Origin of the sequence: Burkholderia sp. Ax-1720, assembly GCF_011753035.1 — a bacterium.
Taxonomy (GTDB): domain Bacteria; phylum Pseudomonadota; class Gammaproteobacteria; order Burkholderiales; family Burkholderiaceae; genus Burkholderia; species Burkholderia gladioli.
Genome location: NZ_VWWK01000062.1, coordinates 1 through 13,040, shown reverse-complemented (window position 1 = coordinate 13,040; position 13,040 = coordinate 1). Strand labels below are relative to the sequence as shown.

17 protein-coding genes are annotated in these 13,040 nt (G+C 67.3%); 15 read left to right on the top strand and 2 right to left on the bottom strand.

The annotated features are described in order from the left end of the window. Positions 1–132 precede the first annotated feature (132 nt). The 7 genes from F3J18_RS18880 to F3J18_RS18850 all read left to right on the top strand — a co-directional run bounded on the left by F3J18_RS18880 (position 133) and on the right by F3J18_RS18850 (position 5,942). Positions 133–609 carry a DUF2244 domain-containing protein gene (locus F3J18_RS18880; RefSeq protein ID WP_013699459.1) on the top strand — a complete coding sequence of 159 codons (477 nt, stop codon included), beginning with the start codon at positions 133–135 and terminating at the stop codon, positions 607–609. A gap of 43 nt (positions 610–652) precedes the next feature. Continuing rightward, complete coding sequence (coxB, locus tag F3J18_RS18875) at positions 653–2,266, top strand: cytochrome c oxidase subunit II (RefSeq protein WP_166913638.1); 1,614 nt, start codon at positions 653–655, stop codon at positions 2,264–2,266. Between the two features lie 55 nt (positions 2,267–2,321). Beyond that, the gene (ctaD, locus tag F3J18_RS18870; RefSeq protein ID WP_013699457.1) at positions 2,322–3,929 is read left to right on the top strand and encodes a cytochrome c oxidase subunit I; all 1,608 of its coding nucleotides are present in this window, start codon (positions 2,322–2,324) and stop codon (positions 3,927–3,929) included. Positions 3,930–3,998: 69 nt separating this feature from the next. Further along, a complete protein-coding gene (locus F3J18_RS18865; RefSeq protein ID WP_013699456.1) occupies positions 3,999–4,142 on the top strand; it encodes a cytochrome oxidase small assembly protein in 144 nt (47 codons plus the stop codon). 37 nt (positions 4,143–4,179) lie between these two features. Beyond that, a complete protein-coding gene (locus F3J18_RS18860) occupies positions 4,180–4,764 on the top strand; it encodes a cytochrome c oxidase assembly protein (protein WP_013699455.1) in 585 nt (194 codons plus the stop codon). Positions 4,765–4,797: 33 nt separating this feature from the next. Beyond that, positions 4,798–4,986, top strand: coding sequence for a DUF2970 domain-containing protein (locus F3J18_RS18855; RefSeq protein WP_025097040.1), 189 nt, complete (start codon positions 4,798–4,800; stop codon positions 4,984–4,986). 95 nt (positions 4,987–5,081) lie between these two features. Beyond that, positions 5,082–5,942 carry a cytochrome c oxidase subunit 3 gene (locus F3J18_RS18850; RefSeq protein ID WP_013699453.1) on the top strand — a complete coding sequence of 287 codons (861 nt, stop codon included), beginning with the start codon at positions 5,082–5,084 and terminating at the stop codon, positions 5,940–5,942. Positions 5,943–6,018: 76 nt separating this feature from the next. Here the strand turns inward: F3J18_RS18850 and F3J18_RS18845 are convergent, their stop codons facing one another. Next, a complete protein-coding gene (locus F3J18_RS18845; protein ID WP_013699452.1) occupies positions 6,019–6,228 on the bottom strand; it encodes a twin transmembrane helix small protein in 210 nt (69 codons plus the stop codon). An 87-nt stretch (positions 6,229–6,315) separates the two neighbouring features. Between F3J18_RS18845 and F3J18_RS18840 the strand changes: the two genes are divergently transcribed. The 5 genes from F3J18_RS18840 to F3J18_RS18820 are packed head-to-tail and all read left to right on the top strand — an operon-like array spanning position 6,316 to position 10,424. After that, positions 6,316–7,044: an SURF1 family protein gene (locus F3J18_RS18840; protein WP_166913637.1), complete on the top strand. Its 729-nt coding sequence runs from the start codon at positions 6,316–6,318 to the stop codon at positions 7,042–7,044. Between the two features lie 35 nt (positions 7,045–7,079). Continuing rightward, entirely contained in the window at positions 7,080–7,739 is a 660-nt protein-coding gene (locus F3J18_RS18835) for a cytochrome C oxidase subunit I (protein ID WP_240154664.1), read from the top strand. A gap of 37 nt (positions 7,740–7,776) precedes the next feature. Further along, entirely contained in the window at positions 7,777–8,886 is a 1,110-nt protein-coding gene (locus tag F3J18_RS18830) for a COX15/CtaA family protein (RefSeq protein WP_166913636.1), read from the top strand. A gap of 12 nt (positions 8,887–8,898) precedes the next feature. Then, on the top strand, positions 8,899–9,801 hold the full coding sequence (cyoE, locus tag F3J18_RS18825; RefSeq protein ID WP_025097035.1) for a heme o synthase: 903 nt from the start codon (positions 8,899–8,901) through the stop codon (positions 9,799–9,801). 8 nt (positions 9,802–9,809) lie between these two features. After that, positions 9,810–10,424 carry an SCO family protein gene (locus tag F3J18_RS18820; protein WP_017919477.1) on the top strand — a complete coding sequence of 205 codons (615 nt, stop codon included), beginning with the start codon at positions 9,810–9,812 and terminating at the stop codon, positions 10,422–10,424. A gap of 16 nt (positions 10,425–10,440) precedes the next feature. Here the strand turns inward: F3J18_RS18820 and F3J18_RS18815 are convergent, their stop codons facing one another. Next, positions 10,441–10,731 (bottom strand): YciI family protein, encoded by a 291-nt coding sequence (locus tag F3J18_RS18815; RefSeq protein WP_166913635.1) that lies wholly within the window; start codon positions 10,729–10,731, stop codon positions 10,441–10,443. A gap of 249 nt (positions 10,732–10,980) precedes the next feature. Here F3J18_RS18815 and F3J18_RS18810 point away from each other — a divergent pair, with 249 nt between their 5' ends. The 3 genes from F3J18_RS18810 to F3J18_RS18800 form a co-directional block, all read left to right on the top strand. Beyond that, positions 10,981–11,796, top strand: coding sequence for a MetQ/NlpA family ABC transporter substrate-binding protein (locus F3J18_RS18810; RefSeq protein ID WP_166913634.1), 816 nt, complete (start codon positions 10,981–10,983; stop codon positions 11,794–11,796). Between the two features lie 160 nt (positions 11,797–11,956). Then, positions 11,957–12,667, top strand: coding sequence for a translesion DNA synthesis-associated protein ImuA (imuA, locus tag F3J18_RS18805; protein WP_166913633.1), 711 nt, complete (start codon positions 11,957–11,959; stop codon positions 12,665–12,667). After that, positions 12,603–13,040: DNA polymerase Y family protein (locus F3J18_RS18800; protein ID WP_166913632.1), on the top strand; the 438-nt coding region annotated here is incomplete at its 3' end. The genes imuA and F3J18_RS18800, both read left to right, overlap by 65 nt.

Below are 13,040 nucleotides of genomic sequence, written 5' to 3'. Positions count from 1 at the left end.
AATAGGCGCTTGCTTGTGGATGCGGTTTTTCACGCCTATAATGCGTCAGTTTGCCGTCCTGCAAGCGTCCCACAATACAGGGCGGCAGAGGCCGATGCGGGCCAGCTTCGATGCCGATCGCGAGAGGCAGCGATGGATGGAACGATGGGTTTCACGGACACCGAAACAGTTCTGATGGACTGGCTCATCAAGCGCAATTGTTCGGTGTCTCCGCGCCAGTTCGTCGCGTGCTACGCGTCGCTGGCCGCTTTCTCGCTTGCGATCGCCGTGCTGCTGTCGTGGCGCGGTGCCTGGCTCGTGCTGCCGTTCACCGGCGTCGAGCTGCTGGCAGTCGGCGTTGCATTCGCCATGTATGCGCGTCACGCAGTCGATTACGAACGTATCAGGCTGTTTCCTCATCGGCTGCTGATCGAGCGGATGAGTGCGGAGCGCATGACGCGCCTCGAGTTCAATCCGCGCTGGGTGCGGGTCGAGGCGGGGCTCACGCCGCGCGATCCGGTGCGGATCGTGTCACGCGGGCAGAGCGTCGTGGTCGGGCAGCATCTCGCGCAGCATCGGCGAGCCCAGTTCGCTCGCGAGTTGCGTCTGTGGTTGATGCGTTGCGGCTGATCGAGGCGGCCGCCGCGAGCTGCCGGCGGCGGGGAGGGTAGGAATGACAATTTTGGGTAAGGAAGCCATGAAAACAATCAAGCGCGCCCTCACTGGTTTGCTGGCAGTCTGCGGACTCATCGCGTCCGGTGCGGCACTGGCCGTCGGCGATAGCCCGGGCGGCCCCCGCGTCAACGAGATCAACCTCCAGCCCCCCGTCACGAAGATCGCGCAGGAACTGTACGACCTGCACACCATGATGCTGATCCTCTGCACGGTGATCTTCGTCGGCGTGTTCGGCGTGATGTTCTATTCGGTTTTCGCCCACCGCAAGTCGCGCGGCCACAAGGCCGCCAATTTCCACGAGAGCACCACGGTCGAGATCATCTGGACCATCGTGCCGTTCGTGATCGTGGTGCTGATGGCCCTGCCGGCCACCAAGTCGGTGGTGGCGATGAAGGACACCACCAATGCCGACCTGACCGTGAAGGTCACCGGCTACCAGTGGAAATGGGGCTACGACTACGTGAAGGGGCCGGGCGAGGGCATCAGCTTCGTCTCGACGCTGACCACCCCGCGCAGCGAGGTGAACGGCCAGCAGCCGATCAGCGACACCTACCTGCAGGAAGTCGACAACCCGCTGGTGGTGCCGGTCGATAAAAAGGTTCGCATCATCACCACCGCCAACGACGTGGTGCATTCCTGGTACGTGCCGGCCTTCGGCGTGAAGCAGGACGCGATCCCGGGCTTCGTGCGCGATACCTGGTTCAAGGCCGAGAAGGTCGGTACCTATCGCGGCTTCTGCACCGAGCTGTGCGGCAAGGAGCACGCCTACATGCCGGTGGTGGTGAAGGTGGTGTCGGCCGAGGACTACGACAAGTGGGTCAAGGACGAGAAGGCCAAGGCGGCCGCCACCGTGCTCGATCCGAACAAGGTCTGGACCAGCGCCGAGCTGATCGCGCACGGCGAGGAGGTCTACAAGGCCAATTGCGCGGCCTGCCACCAGCCCAACGGCAAGGGCCTGGGCGCGTTCCCGGCGCTCGACGGCAGCAAGATCGCCAACGGCCCGATCGCCGAGCACGTCAGCATCGTGCTGCACGGCAAGGGCGCGATGCCGAGCTGGGCCTCGCTGTCCGACGTCGACCTGGCCTCGGTGATCACCTTCGAGCGCAATTCCTGGGGCAACCATACCGGCGACGTGCTGCAACCCCGGCAGGTCACCGACGCGCGCAACGGCAAGATGCCCGAGGGCGGCGGCACGCAGGCCGCGGCCGCGCCGGCGGCAGGCGCATCGGCCGCCGAGGCATCGGCGCCGGCTGCCGCCGCCTCGGATGCGGGCTCGAATGCCGGGGCCCAGGCCGCCGCGCTGCCGGCCACCATCTACTTCGATACCAACAAGAGCGACCTGCCGGGCGATGCCAAGGCGGCGATCGATGCGGCGGCGCAGTACGCCAGCGCGCATCCGGACGCCAGGCTCGCGCTGTCCGGCTACACCGACAAGACCGGTTCGGCCTCGGCCAATGCCGAACTCGCCAAGCATCGCGCGCAGGCCGTGCGCGACGCGCTGAAGGCCGCTGGCGTGGCCGAGGATCGCATCGTGCTGAAGAAGCCGCAGACGATCACCGGCGGCGCCGACGCGAAGGAAGCACGCCGCGTCGAAATCGGGCCGGCTGCCTGACGGATCGTTCGTCGTCTGGGTCGACGTCAATCGGAATACGGATCAGGAGACATCCATGTCTAGCATTGGACACGACGTAACCGCGGGACACGCGCACGACGATCACGCGCACGAGCTTCCGCATGGCTGGCGACGCTGGCTGTTCGCGACGAATCACAAGGACATCGGCACGCTGTACCTGCTGTTCTCGTTCGTCATGTTCCTGTCGGGCGGCGTGATGGCGCTCGGCATCCGCGCCGAGCTGTTCGAGCCGGGCCTGCAGATCATGCGCCCCGAGTTCTTCAACCAGCTGACCACCATGCACGGGCTGATCATGGTGTTCGGCGCGATCATGCCGGCCTTCGTGGGCTTCGCGAACTGGATGGTGCCGCTGCAGATCGGCGCCTCGGACATGGCCTTCGCGCGCATGAACAACTTCAGCTTCTGGCTGCTGCCGGTGGCGGCGGTGCTGCTGGTGGGCTCGTTCTTCGCGCCGGGCGGCGCGACCGCGGCAGGCTGGACGCTCTACGCGCCGCTGTCCACGCAGATGGGCCCGGGCATGGACTTCGCGATCTTCGCGGTCCACCTGATGGGCGCCTCGTCCATCATGGGCGGCATCAACATCGTGGTGACCATCCTCAACATGCGCGCCCCCGGCATGACGCTGATGAAGATGCCGATGTTCGCCTGGACCTGGCTGATCACGGCCTACCTGCTGATCGCCGTGATGCCGGTGCTGGCCGGCGCGATCACCATGGTGCTGTTCGATCGCCACTTCGGCACCTCGTTCTTCAACGCGGCCGGCGGCGGCGACCCGGTGATGTACCAGCACATCTTCTGGTTCTTCGGGCATCCCGAGGTCTACATCATGATCCTGCCGGCCTTCGGGATCGTCTCGCAGGTGATCCCGGCCTTCTCGCGCAAGCCGCTGTTCGGCTACAGCTCGATGGTCTACGCCACCGCCTCGATCGCCATCCTCTCGTTCATGGTCTGGGCGCACCACATGTTCGCCACCGGCATGCCGGTCACCGGGCAGTTGTTCTTCATGTACGCCACCATGCTGATCGCGGTGCCGACCGGCGTGAAGGTGTTCAACTGGGTGGCCACCATGTGGCGCGGCTCGCTGAGCTTCGAGACCCCGATGCTGTTCGCGATCGGCTTCCTGTTCGTGTTCACGTTCGGCGGCCTGACGGGCCTGATGCTGGCGATGGCGCCGCTCGACATCCAGTACCACGGCACCTACTTCGTGGTGGCGCACTTCCACTACGTGCTGGTGGCGGGTTCGCTGTTCGGGCTGTTCTCGGGCTGGTACTACTGGTCGCCGAAATGGACCGGCTGGATGTACAACGAGATGCGCGGCAAGATCCACTTCTGGGCGTCGATGATCTTCTTCAACGTCACCTTCTTCCCGATGCACTTCGTCGGCCTGGCCGGCATGCCGCGTCGTTATGCCGACTACCCGGCGCAGTTCACCGACTTCAACCAGATCGCCACGATCGGCGCGTTCGGCTTCGGCCTGGCCCAGGTCTACTTCCTGTTCGCGGTCGCGCTGCCCGCCTATCGCGGCGGCGGCGAACTCGAGAAGGCGGCCGACAAGCCCTGGGACGGCGCGATCGGCCTGGAATGGACGGTCCCGAGCCCGGCGCCGTTCCATACCTTCGAGAACCCGCCGACGGTCGACTGACGCAGCACACGCGCTGGTCGCCCGGCCCGGGCGGCGGCGCCCAACCCAGCGCCCGAGGCGCCCGAGCCGATGAACCGCAACCGTAGCCCGGCAGCACGCACCCCCGCGCAGATCCGCGCGGGCAACCGGCGTCTCGGCCTGATCCTGCTGGCCGTGGTCGCCGCCTTCTTCACCATCGCCGTCGTCAACCAGTGGATCGCTTCGACCTCATGACGCCGACGTAATCGCCTGACGGAGAGGATTCCTCACCATGTCGAAACCGCTTGCCGATGCCGACAGCCTGTTCAACCGCGCGATGCTGCTCAAGCTCGTGGTGGTGGCGGCCCTGATGTTCGGATTCGGTTTCGCCCTGGTGCCGATCTATCGCGCGATCTGCCAGGTCACCGGCATCAACAACCTGGTGCAGCGCGACGTCAGCGCGCGCGAGGCGCGCAATACGCAGGTCGACATGAGCCGCACCATCTCGGTCGAGCTCGACGCCAATGCGCGCGGCCCGCTCGGCTTCAGGCCCGAGCAGCGCAGCCTCGACGTGCATCCCGGCGAGGTGATGACGGTGGTCTACGACGTCACCAACGGCCAGGGCCGCCCGGTGGTGGCGCAGGCGATCCCGAGCTATGCGCCGAGGCAGGCGACCGAGTATTTCAAGAAGATCGAGTGTTTCTGTTTCACGCAGCAGACGCTGAAGGCGAACGAGTCGAGACGGATGCCGGTGGTGTTCGTGATCGACCCGGCGCTGCCGAAGGACGTGAAGACCATCACCTTGTCCTACACGTTCTTCGAACTGAATACGCCGGCCTCGGTGGCGGCGGGCGCGCCGGCCAAGCCGGGCGTGTGAGCGGCGCGGTCACGAGGGCAGGCGGGAGACGTCATGGCGCAAGGTTCGATCGGCAAGACCCTGAAGGCGGTGATGTGGTCGTTCTTCGGCGTGCGCAAGCGCAGCGACCTCGAGGCGGACGCGCAGTCGCTCAATCCGCTGCACGTGCTGCTGGCGGCCTTGATCGCGGCGGCGCTGTTCATCGGCGTGCTGCTGCTGGTGGTGCATGCGGTGGTCGGCTAGCTCGGCGGGGCAGGCATGAGGCCGGGACATGAGACAGGGACGCGAGGCGGTCCGGAGCATTCCGGAAACAACAGGACTGAAATGGAGAATCAAGCATGAGCGGTCATAACGAAATCCCGTACTACTTCGTACCGCATCCGTCACGGCATCCGATCAGCGCGGCGCTCGGCCTGCTCGTCATGCTCGGTTCGGTGGCGCTCTGGATCAACGGCCACGGCTGGGCGCCGATTACCGTGGTGCTCGGCCTGCTGTGGGTGCTGTTCGTGCTCTACCACTGGTTCGGCGACGCGATCTCCGAATCGGAAGGCGGCATGTACGGCCAGCGCGTCGACAAGTCGTATCGCTGGAGCATGAGCTGGTTCATCTTCTCCGAGGTGATGTTCTTCGGCGCCTTCTTCGGGGCGCTGTTCTATGCCCGCGAGATCGCCATGCACCAGCTCGGCAGCCTCGACTACCGGCTGATCTGGCCGGACTTCAGCGCGGTCTGGCCCAACGAGGGGCCGGCGGCGCTGGCCGGGCACTTCCGCACCATGGGCCCGTGGCCGGTGCCGACCATCAACACCGCGCTGCTGCTGAGCTCGGGCGCGACGCTGACGGTCTCGCACCACGCGCTGCGCGAGGATCACCGCCGCAAGGCGATCGCCTGGCTGGCGGCCACCATCGTGCTCGGCGTGTCCTTCCTGTTCCTGCAGGGCTTCGAGTATTTCCACGCCTATCACGAGCTGAACCTGACGCTGGCCTCGGGCGTCTACGGCTCGACCTTCTTCCTGCTGACGGGCTTCCACGGTTTCCACGTGTTCCTCGGCGGCACCATGCTGACGGTGGTGCTGGTGCGGATGCTGCGCGGGCACTTCAAGCCCGATCACCATTTCGCCTTCGAGGGCGCGGCATGGTACTGGCACTTCGTCGACGTGGTGTGGCTGGGGCTTTACGTGGTGGTGTACTGGCTGTCCTAGGCGGCGGGCAGGGCCGCGGCCGGCATGAACGTGCCGGCCCGCTGCAGGAGCGGGATGGAGAACGAGGGAGGTCGCCTCAGCGGCCGAGCGGGATGCCGGTCGAATGGATCCAGCCCATCCAGTTCGCGAACAGGATGAACAGGAACAGGGAGATCGACAGGCCGACACGCGTGGCGAGCGACCAGACCATCCGTTTCGTCTGACCCCGGTCGTGCATCATGAAATAGAGGGCCGAGGCGAGGCTCGCGAGGATCAGCGCAAAGGCGATGGGAACGAGGATGTGCATGGAACTGGCCGTTGAGCGGCGTGGCGTCGATGACCCGGGGATTATCTCACTTCGCTCGCGCGCGCGGGATCGTTCCGGAGTCCGAACATGAAGCTGCGCTGGCTGCCCGCGCTGCTGATCCTCGCCGTGATCGCGCTGACCGTGCGGCTCGGCTTCTGGCAGCGCGATCGCGCGCATCAGAAGGAGGCGCTGGAGGCGAACGTGCTGCGCTACGAGCATGCGACCCCGTTCGTGGCGGGTTCGGCGCCGGTGGTCCTGAAGGCGGTCGAGTTTCGTCGCGTGCGGGCCAGTGGCCGTTTCCTGCCCGACCAGGCCGTGTTCCTCGACAATCGCCCCTATCGAGACCAGCCCGGTTTCTACGTGGTGATGCCGATGCGGCTTGCCGACGGCGGCACGGTGCTGGTCAATCGCGGCTGGCTGCCGCGCAACAGTTCGGATCGCACGGCGATCGCGCCGTTCACGACGCCGGGCGGCGAGGTGAGCATCGAGGGCATCGCGCGCGCCGATGCCTCGCGCGCCTTCGAGCTCGGCAGCGGCGGTTCGGCCGCGCATCAGCGGATTCGCCAGAACCTGGGGGTGGCCGCCTATGCGCGCGAGATTGGGCTGCCGCTACAGCCCTATGTGATCCAGCAGACCAGCGACAGCGGCGACGGCCTGGTGCGCGACTGGCCGCAACCGACCCAGGACGTCGGCCGCAACTACGGCTACATGGTGCAGTGGTGGGCGATGGCCGCCGCCGCTGCCGGTTTCGGGCTTTACGCGGCACGCCGCGCGGCCAGGAAACCGTCGCGTGAAGCTTCCTCGGGCCCGGCCTGAGGTGCGCGAACGCCGGCCGCCCCGCCATGATTGATATGAAGAGGAACCCCGTGTCGACCCAGTCATCCCGTCCCGCGCCGGCCCATCCAGGGCGCGGCACATCGTCGCAGAAAGGCTCCTGGCAACGTGGCCGCTGGGTGGTGCTCGCGCTGTTCCTGATCTGCGCGGCGCCGGTCATCGCGTCCTATTTCACCTACTACGTGATCAAGCCCCGTGGCGGCTCCACGAACTATGGCGCGCTGATCGATCCGCAAAGGCCGATCCCGCCGACGCTGACCGGCACCGACGAAAGCGGCCGCGAGGTGGCGCTTGCCTCGCTGCGCGGGGTCTGGCTGCTGGTGATGGAAAACGGCAGTTTGTGCGATGATGCGTGCGCCCGGAAACTGTACTTCATGCGGCAGGTACGCGCGACGCAGGGCGGCGAGCGGCAGCGGATCACCATGGTCTGGCTGCGCAGCGATGCCGGCAGCGTCGACGCGAAGCTCCTCGCCGCCTATCCGGACACGCGGCGCTTCATCGTCGATCCCGCCGCGGTCGAGGCCTGGCTGCCGGCCGACAAGGGCACGCAGGCACGGGATCACATCTATCTGGTCGACCCGAGCGGCAACCTGATGATGCGTTTCCCGAAGGACCCCGACCCCAGCAAGATCAAGAACGACATGACGAAGCTGCTCAAGTGGTCGAGCATCGGCTGAGGCCGGTCGGCGGCCGCGGCTCAACGAGAATTCCGGGATGTACCTACTGCAACTGGGCCTGATCGGCCTGACCATCGCGCTGCTGCCCTTGTCCTACGTGTGGGTGAAGGCCGACGACGACAAGTTCCGCAAGCTCGTCTGGATGACGACCTTCTTCACGCTCGACCTCGTGATGTTCGGCGGCTTCACGCGCCTGACCGATTCCGGGCTCGGCTGTCCCGACTGGCCCGGCTGCTACGGCACCTCCTCACCCTTCGTCGCGCACGCGGCGATCTCGGCCGCGCACCTGGCGATGCCCTCGGGCCCGGTCAGCATGGGCAAGGCATGGATCGAGATGATCCACCGCTACTTCGCGATGGCGATCGGCGTGCTGATCATCGCCCAGGTGCTGATCGCCTGGGTGGCGCGCGCGCGGCGCCGGCCGCTGTCGGTGTCGCCGTGGTGGCCCACCGGCCTGCTGCTGCTGATCCTGGTGCAGGGCGCGTTCGGTGCCTGGACCGTCACCATGAAGCTGCAGCCGGTGATCGTCACCATTCACCTGCTGCTCGGGCTCAGCCTGCTGGGCGCGCTCGGCTGGCTGGCCGCGCGCATGACGCCGCTGCCCGCCCACGAGCCTGAGGCGGGGCGCCATCGCGCCGCCGCGCTGGCCGCCTTGCTGCTGCTGGTGGTGCAGATCGCGCTGGGCGGCTGGGTCAGCACCAACTACGCGGTGCTCGCCTGCACCGATTTCCCGACCTGCAACGGCCAATGGGTGCCGCCGATGGATTTCGCGCACGGTTTCCACCTGTGGCGCGCGCTGGGCATGTCGGCCGACGGCGAGGTGATCACCCAGGACGCGCTGGTGGCGATCCACTGGACCCACCGGACCTTCGCCTTCGTGGTGATCGCCTACCTGGTGGCCTTCGCCTGGCGCATGCGCCGCTATGCCTCGCTGCGGCGGCCCGCCGACGGCGTGCTGCTGGTGGTGGTGGTCCAGTTCGTCACGGGCCTGACCAATATCGTCCTGCAGTGGCCGCTGCCGGTCGCGGTGGCGCATAACGGCGGCGCCGCGATCCTGCTGCTGTTGCTGGTCATGTTAAACTTTCGAATCCTTTCAAGTCGTCCCGGCCGCGTCGCGCTCCCCGCGCGCGATATCGCGCCCGCCTGACGCCCCACGCACATGGAATCCACGCTTTCCCAGTCCCCCGGCAGCCGCCTGTCGCAGTATTTCGCGCTGACCAAGCCGCGCGTCACCCAGCTCGCGGTGTTCTGCGCGGTCATCGGGATGTTCCTCGCCACGCCGGGCATGGTGCCGCTGCGCGTGCTGATCGGCGGCACCGTCGGCATCTGGCTGCTGGCCGGCGCCGCGTTCGCGATCAACTGCCTGGTCGAACAGAAGATCGACGCGAAGATGCGCCGGACCGCCTGGCGCCCCTCGGCGCGCGGCGAGATCACCACGCCGCAGATCCTGGCCTTCTCGACGGTGCTGGGCGGCGCGGGCGCCTGGACGCTCTACACCTTCACCAATGCACTGACGATGTGGCTGACGATCGCCACCTTCGTCGGTTACGCGGTCATCTACACGCTGCTGCTCAAGCCCGCCACGCCGCAGAACATCGTGATCGGCGGCGCCTCGGGCGCGATGCCGCCGGCGCTCGGCTGGGCGGCGGTGACGGGCAGCGTGCCCGGCGACGCCTGGATCCTGGTGCTGATCATCTTCGTCTGGACCCCGCCGCACTTCTGGGTGCTCGCGCTCTATCGCGTCAAGGACTACGAGAACTCGGGCCTGCCGATGCTGCCCGTCACGCATGGCGAGAAGTTCACGCGCCTGCACATCCTGCTCTATACCGTGATCCTGTTCGCGGTGACGCTGATGCCCTTCATCTCGGGCATGAGCGGGGTGGTCTACCTGGCCAGCGCGGTGGTGCTCGGCGCGATCTTCCTCGCCTACGCGTGGAAGGTCTATGTCGACTACTCCGATGCGCTCGCGCGCCGCGCGTTCCGCTACTCGATCGTCTACCTGTCGCTGCTGTTCGCCGCGCTGCTGGTGGACCACTACGCACGTCCGCTGCTCGGCTTCTGACTGCGCACGTGAGCCTCGCTTCCCGGTTCTCGCGGCGTCGCTGGCTGGCCGCCTGCGCGGGCGCCCTGCTGCTCGCGGGCGGGCTGGCCGGCTGCGACCAGCAGCCTGCCTTCCAGAATCTCGACATTACCGGCAATACCCAGTTCGGCAAGGATTTCTCGCTGCCCGACAGTTCGGGCAAGCTGCGCACGCTCGCCGATTTCAAGGGCCGTGCGGTGGTGCTGTTCTTCGGCTACACGCATTGCCCCGACGTCTGCCCGACCACGCTGGCCGAGCTCGCGCAGGCCATGCAGCAGCTCGGCCCCGAGGCGAAGCGCGTGCAGGTGCTGCTGGTGACGCTCGATCCCGAGCGCGATACGGCGCCGCTGCTCGCCCAGTACGTGGCCGCCTTCGATCCCTCGTTCATCGCGCTGCGTCCCGCCGACGATGCGCAGCTCAGGCAGGTCGCCAAGGATTTCCGGATCTACTACGCGAAAGCGGCCGGCAAGACGCCGGGCAGCTACACCATGGACCACACGGCTGCGAGCTACGTGTTCGATCCCGACGGCAAGCTGCGCCTGTTCGTGCGTGACGGGCAAGGGCCGGGGCCGTGGGTGCACGACCTCAAGCTGCTGCTCGGCTGAACGGCGAGCGCCTCGCTCAGGGCAGCGCGGGCAGGTTGAGCCCGGCGGCCACGCGGGTGGTCTTGAATTCGATCACGGTGTAGGTGGCGAGCCCCTCGATCACGAAGGGATCGGCCGCCAGGATCGCGTCGAGCCGTTCGCGCTCGATGCGCGCGGCGAGGATCACGCCGCCGTCGCGCGGCACCTTCGGCCCCGAGGCGATGAACACGCCGTTCTCGAACTGCACCTGCAGATAGGCGCGATGGCGGTCGAGGGCGGCGTCGACGCGCTCGAGCGGCGCGATGTAATGGATGTCGATCACGTACATGCGAGGTCCTGTGCGGAAGCGGCGCGTTCATCGGGTGCCGCGCCGAAGCGTTTTTAGCACGGCGGCCCGGCCCTGAACAGCGCGCGGGCCTTCCCCGTTGCGGTGCATACCCATATGAGCGGGATGTATTTCACTTGGCCTGCATCCTGTGACACCATGCGCAGTCTTTGGGGGCGGGCAGCCACGAGCCGCGCCGCTCCTTCGATCCAATCGGTACGGCAACAGCACTACAGCAAGCGAGAACAACAGATGAAGCGTCGCAATCTCTTCAAGGTGGTATCCGCCGTCGCGGCCAGCGCGGCTCTCGGCCTTTCCCTCGGCGCGCAGGCGCAGGACAAGGTGATCAAGGTCGGCACGGTCGCCGGCCCGGACGCGCAGGTCTGGCAGGTGGTCCAGAAGGTCGCCAAGGAGAAGCAAGGCCTGAACGTGAAGGTGATCGAGTTCAACGACTACGTGCAGCCGAACGCCGCGCTCGACTCGGGCGACCTCGACGCGAACAGCTTCCAGCACCAGCCCTACCTCGACAGCCAGGTCAAGCAGCGCGGCTACAAGCTGGTCAGCGCGGGCCTGACCTACATCTCGCCGATCGGCGTCTACTCGAAGAAGTACAAGTCGCTGAAGGACCTGCCGGAAGGCGCGAAGCTCGCGGTGCCGAACGATCCGTCGAACGAGAACCGCGCGCTGCTGCTGCTGCAGGCGCAGGGCGTGATCAAGCTGAAGGCCGGCGCCGGCACGGGCGGCAACAACGCGACCGTGCTCGACGTGGCGAGCAACCCGAAGAAGCTGAAGCTGACCGAGCTGGATGCGGCGCAACTGCCGCGCGTGCTCGGCGACGTCGACGCGGCCGTGATCAACACCAACTACGCGATCGCCGCGAACCTGCAGCCGACCAAGGACGCGATCGCGCTGGAATCGCTGACCAGCCCCTACGCGAACCTGATCGCCGTGCGTGCCCAGGACAAGAACCAGCCCTGGGTGAAGAAGCTGGTGGCCGCCTACCAGTCGCCGGAAGTGAAGGACTACATCAACAAGCAGTTCAAGGGTTCGATGGTCCCGTCGTTCTAAGCGTCGGTTCGACCCATCGTTTCTTCTCGAAAGGCCCCGCGGGGCCTTTCGTCGTTTGTGGCGTGATGGGTTCCGGCCCTTCGGGCTTTCCATCTCGAAATCTGTACGAGGCCGGGCGGCTTCCCCTATACTGTATAAACGTACAGTAATCGTCCGCCCAATGTCTGCGTCTCCCATCCCCCTCGAATCGCTGCATCCGTCTCTCTGGCGAGGCTCCCAGCTCGCCCGGGGCGGCCCGCGCACGATCGCGACGGGTTATCCGGCGCTGTCGGCCGAATTGCCGGGCGGGGGCTGGCCGATGGGCGGGCTGGTCGAGCTGCTGGTGCCGCATGCGGGCTGCGGCGAGATGAGGCTGCTCGCGCCCGGGCTGGCCGGCACGGTGGCCGAGTCGCGGCCGCTGGCGCTGGTCGCGCCGCCGCATCCACCGCACGCGGCGGCGCTGGCCGAACTCGGCGTGCCGCTCGATGCACTGCTGTGGTTACGCACAGGGAATCGTCGCGATGCGCTGTGGGCAGCCGAGCAATCGCTGAAGACGGGATGCTGTGGCGCGCTGCTGTTCTGGCAGGTCGAGGCCGCGCCCGCCGACGTGCTGCGGCGCCTGCACCTGGCCGCCGCGCGTGCCGGCGACACGCTGTTCGTGATGCTGCGTCCGCTCGCGGCCGCGCGGCAGCCCTCGCCGGCCGTGCTGCGGCTCGCCCTGCAGCCGGTGCCGGGCGGCGTGACGATCGACATCGTCAAGCGCCGCGGGCCGGCCGCGGCGGCACCGCTCGAGCTGGCCTTGCCGTCGCCGATCGTGGAGGGTCGTTATGCGCGTCTTGCTCGGCATCCATCTGCCGCGCCTGCCGCTCGACGTGTGCGCACCGCCGTCTGAGGACGGCGTGGGCAGCGCGGTGCTCGAGCAGGGCGTGGTGCTGATGGCGGATGCCACGGCCCGTGCCGGCGGCGTGCGCCCCGGCATGAAGCGCGGCGGCGTGCTGACGCTGGCGCCCGAGACGCGGCTCGTCGAGCGCGATCTCGCGCGCGAGGCCGATGCGTTGCGCGCGGTCGCGATCGCGCTGCTGCGCTTCTCGCCCTCGGTCGCGCTCGACGAGGAGGCGACGCTGATCGTCGATGTCGGCCCGAGCCTGCGCCTGTTCGGTGGGCTGCCTTCCTTGTGTCGCCAGGTGCGGGCGGCACTCGACGCGCTGGGTTACGCGGCGCGCCTGGGTGCCGCGCCGACCGGCCGCGGCGCCTGGTTGCTGGCG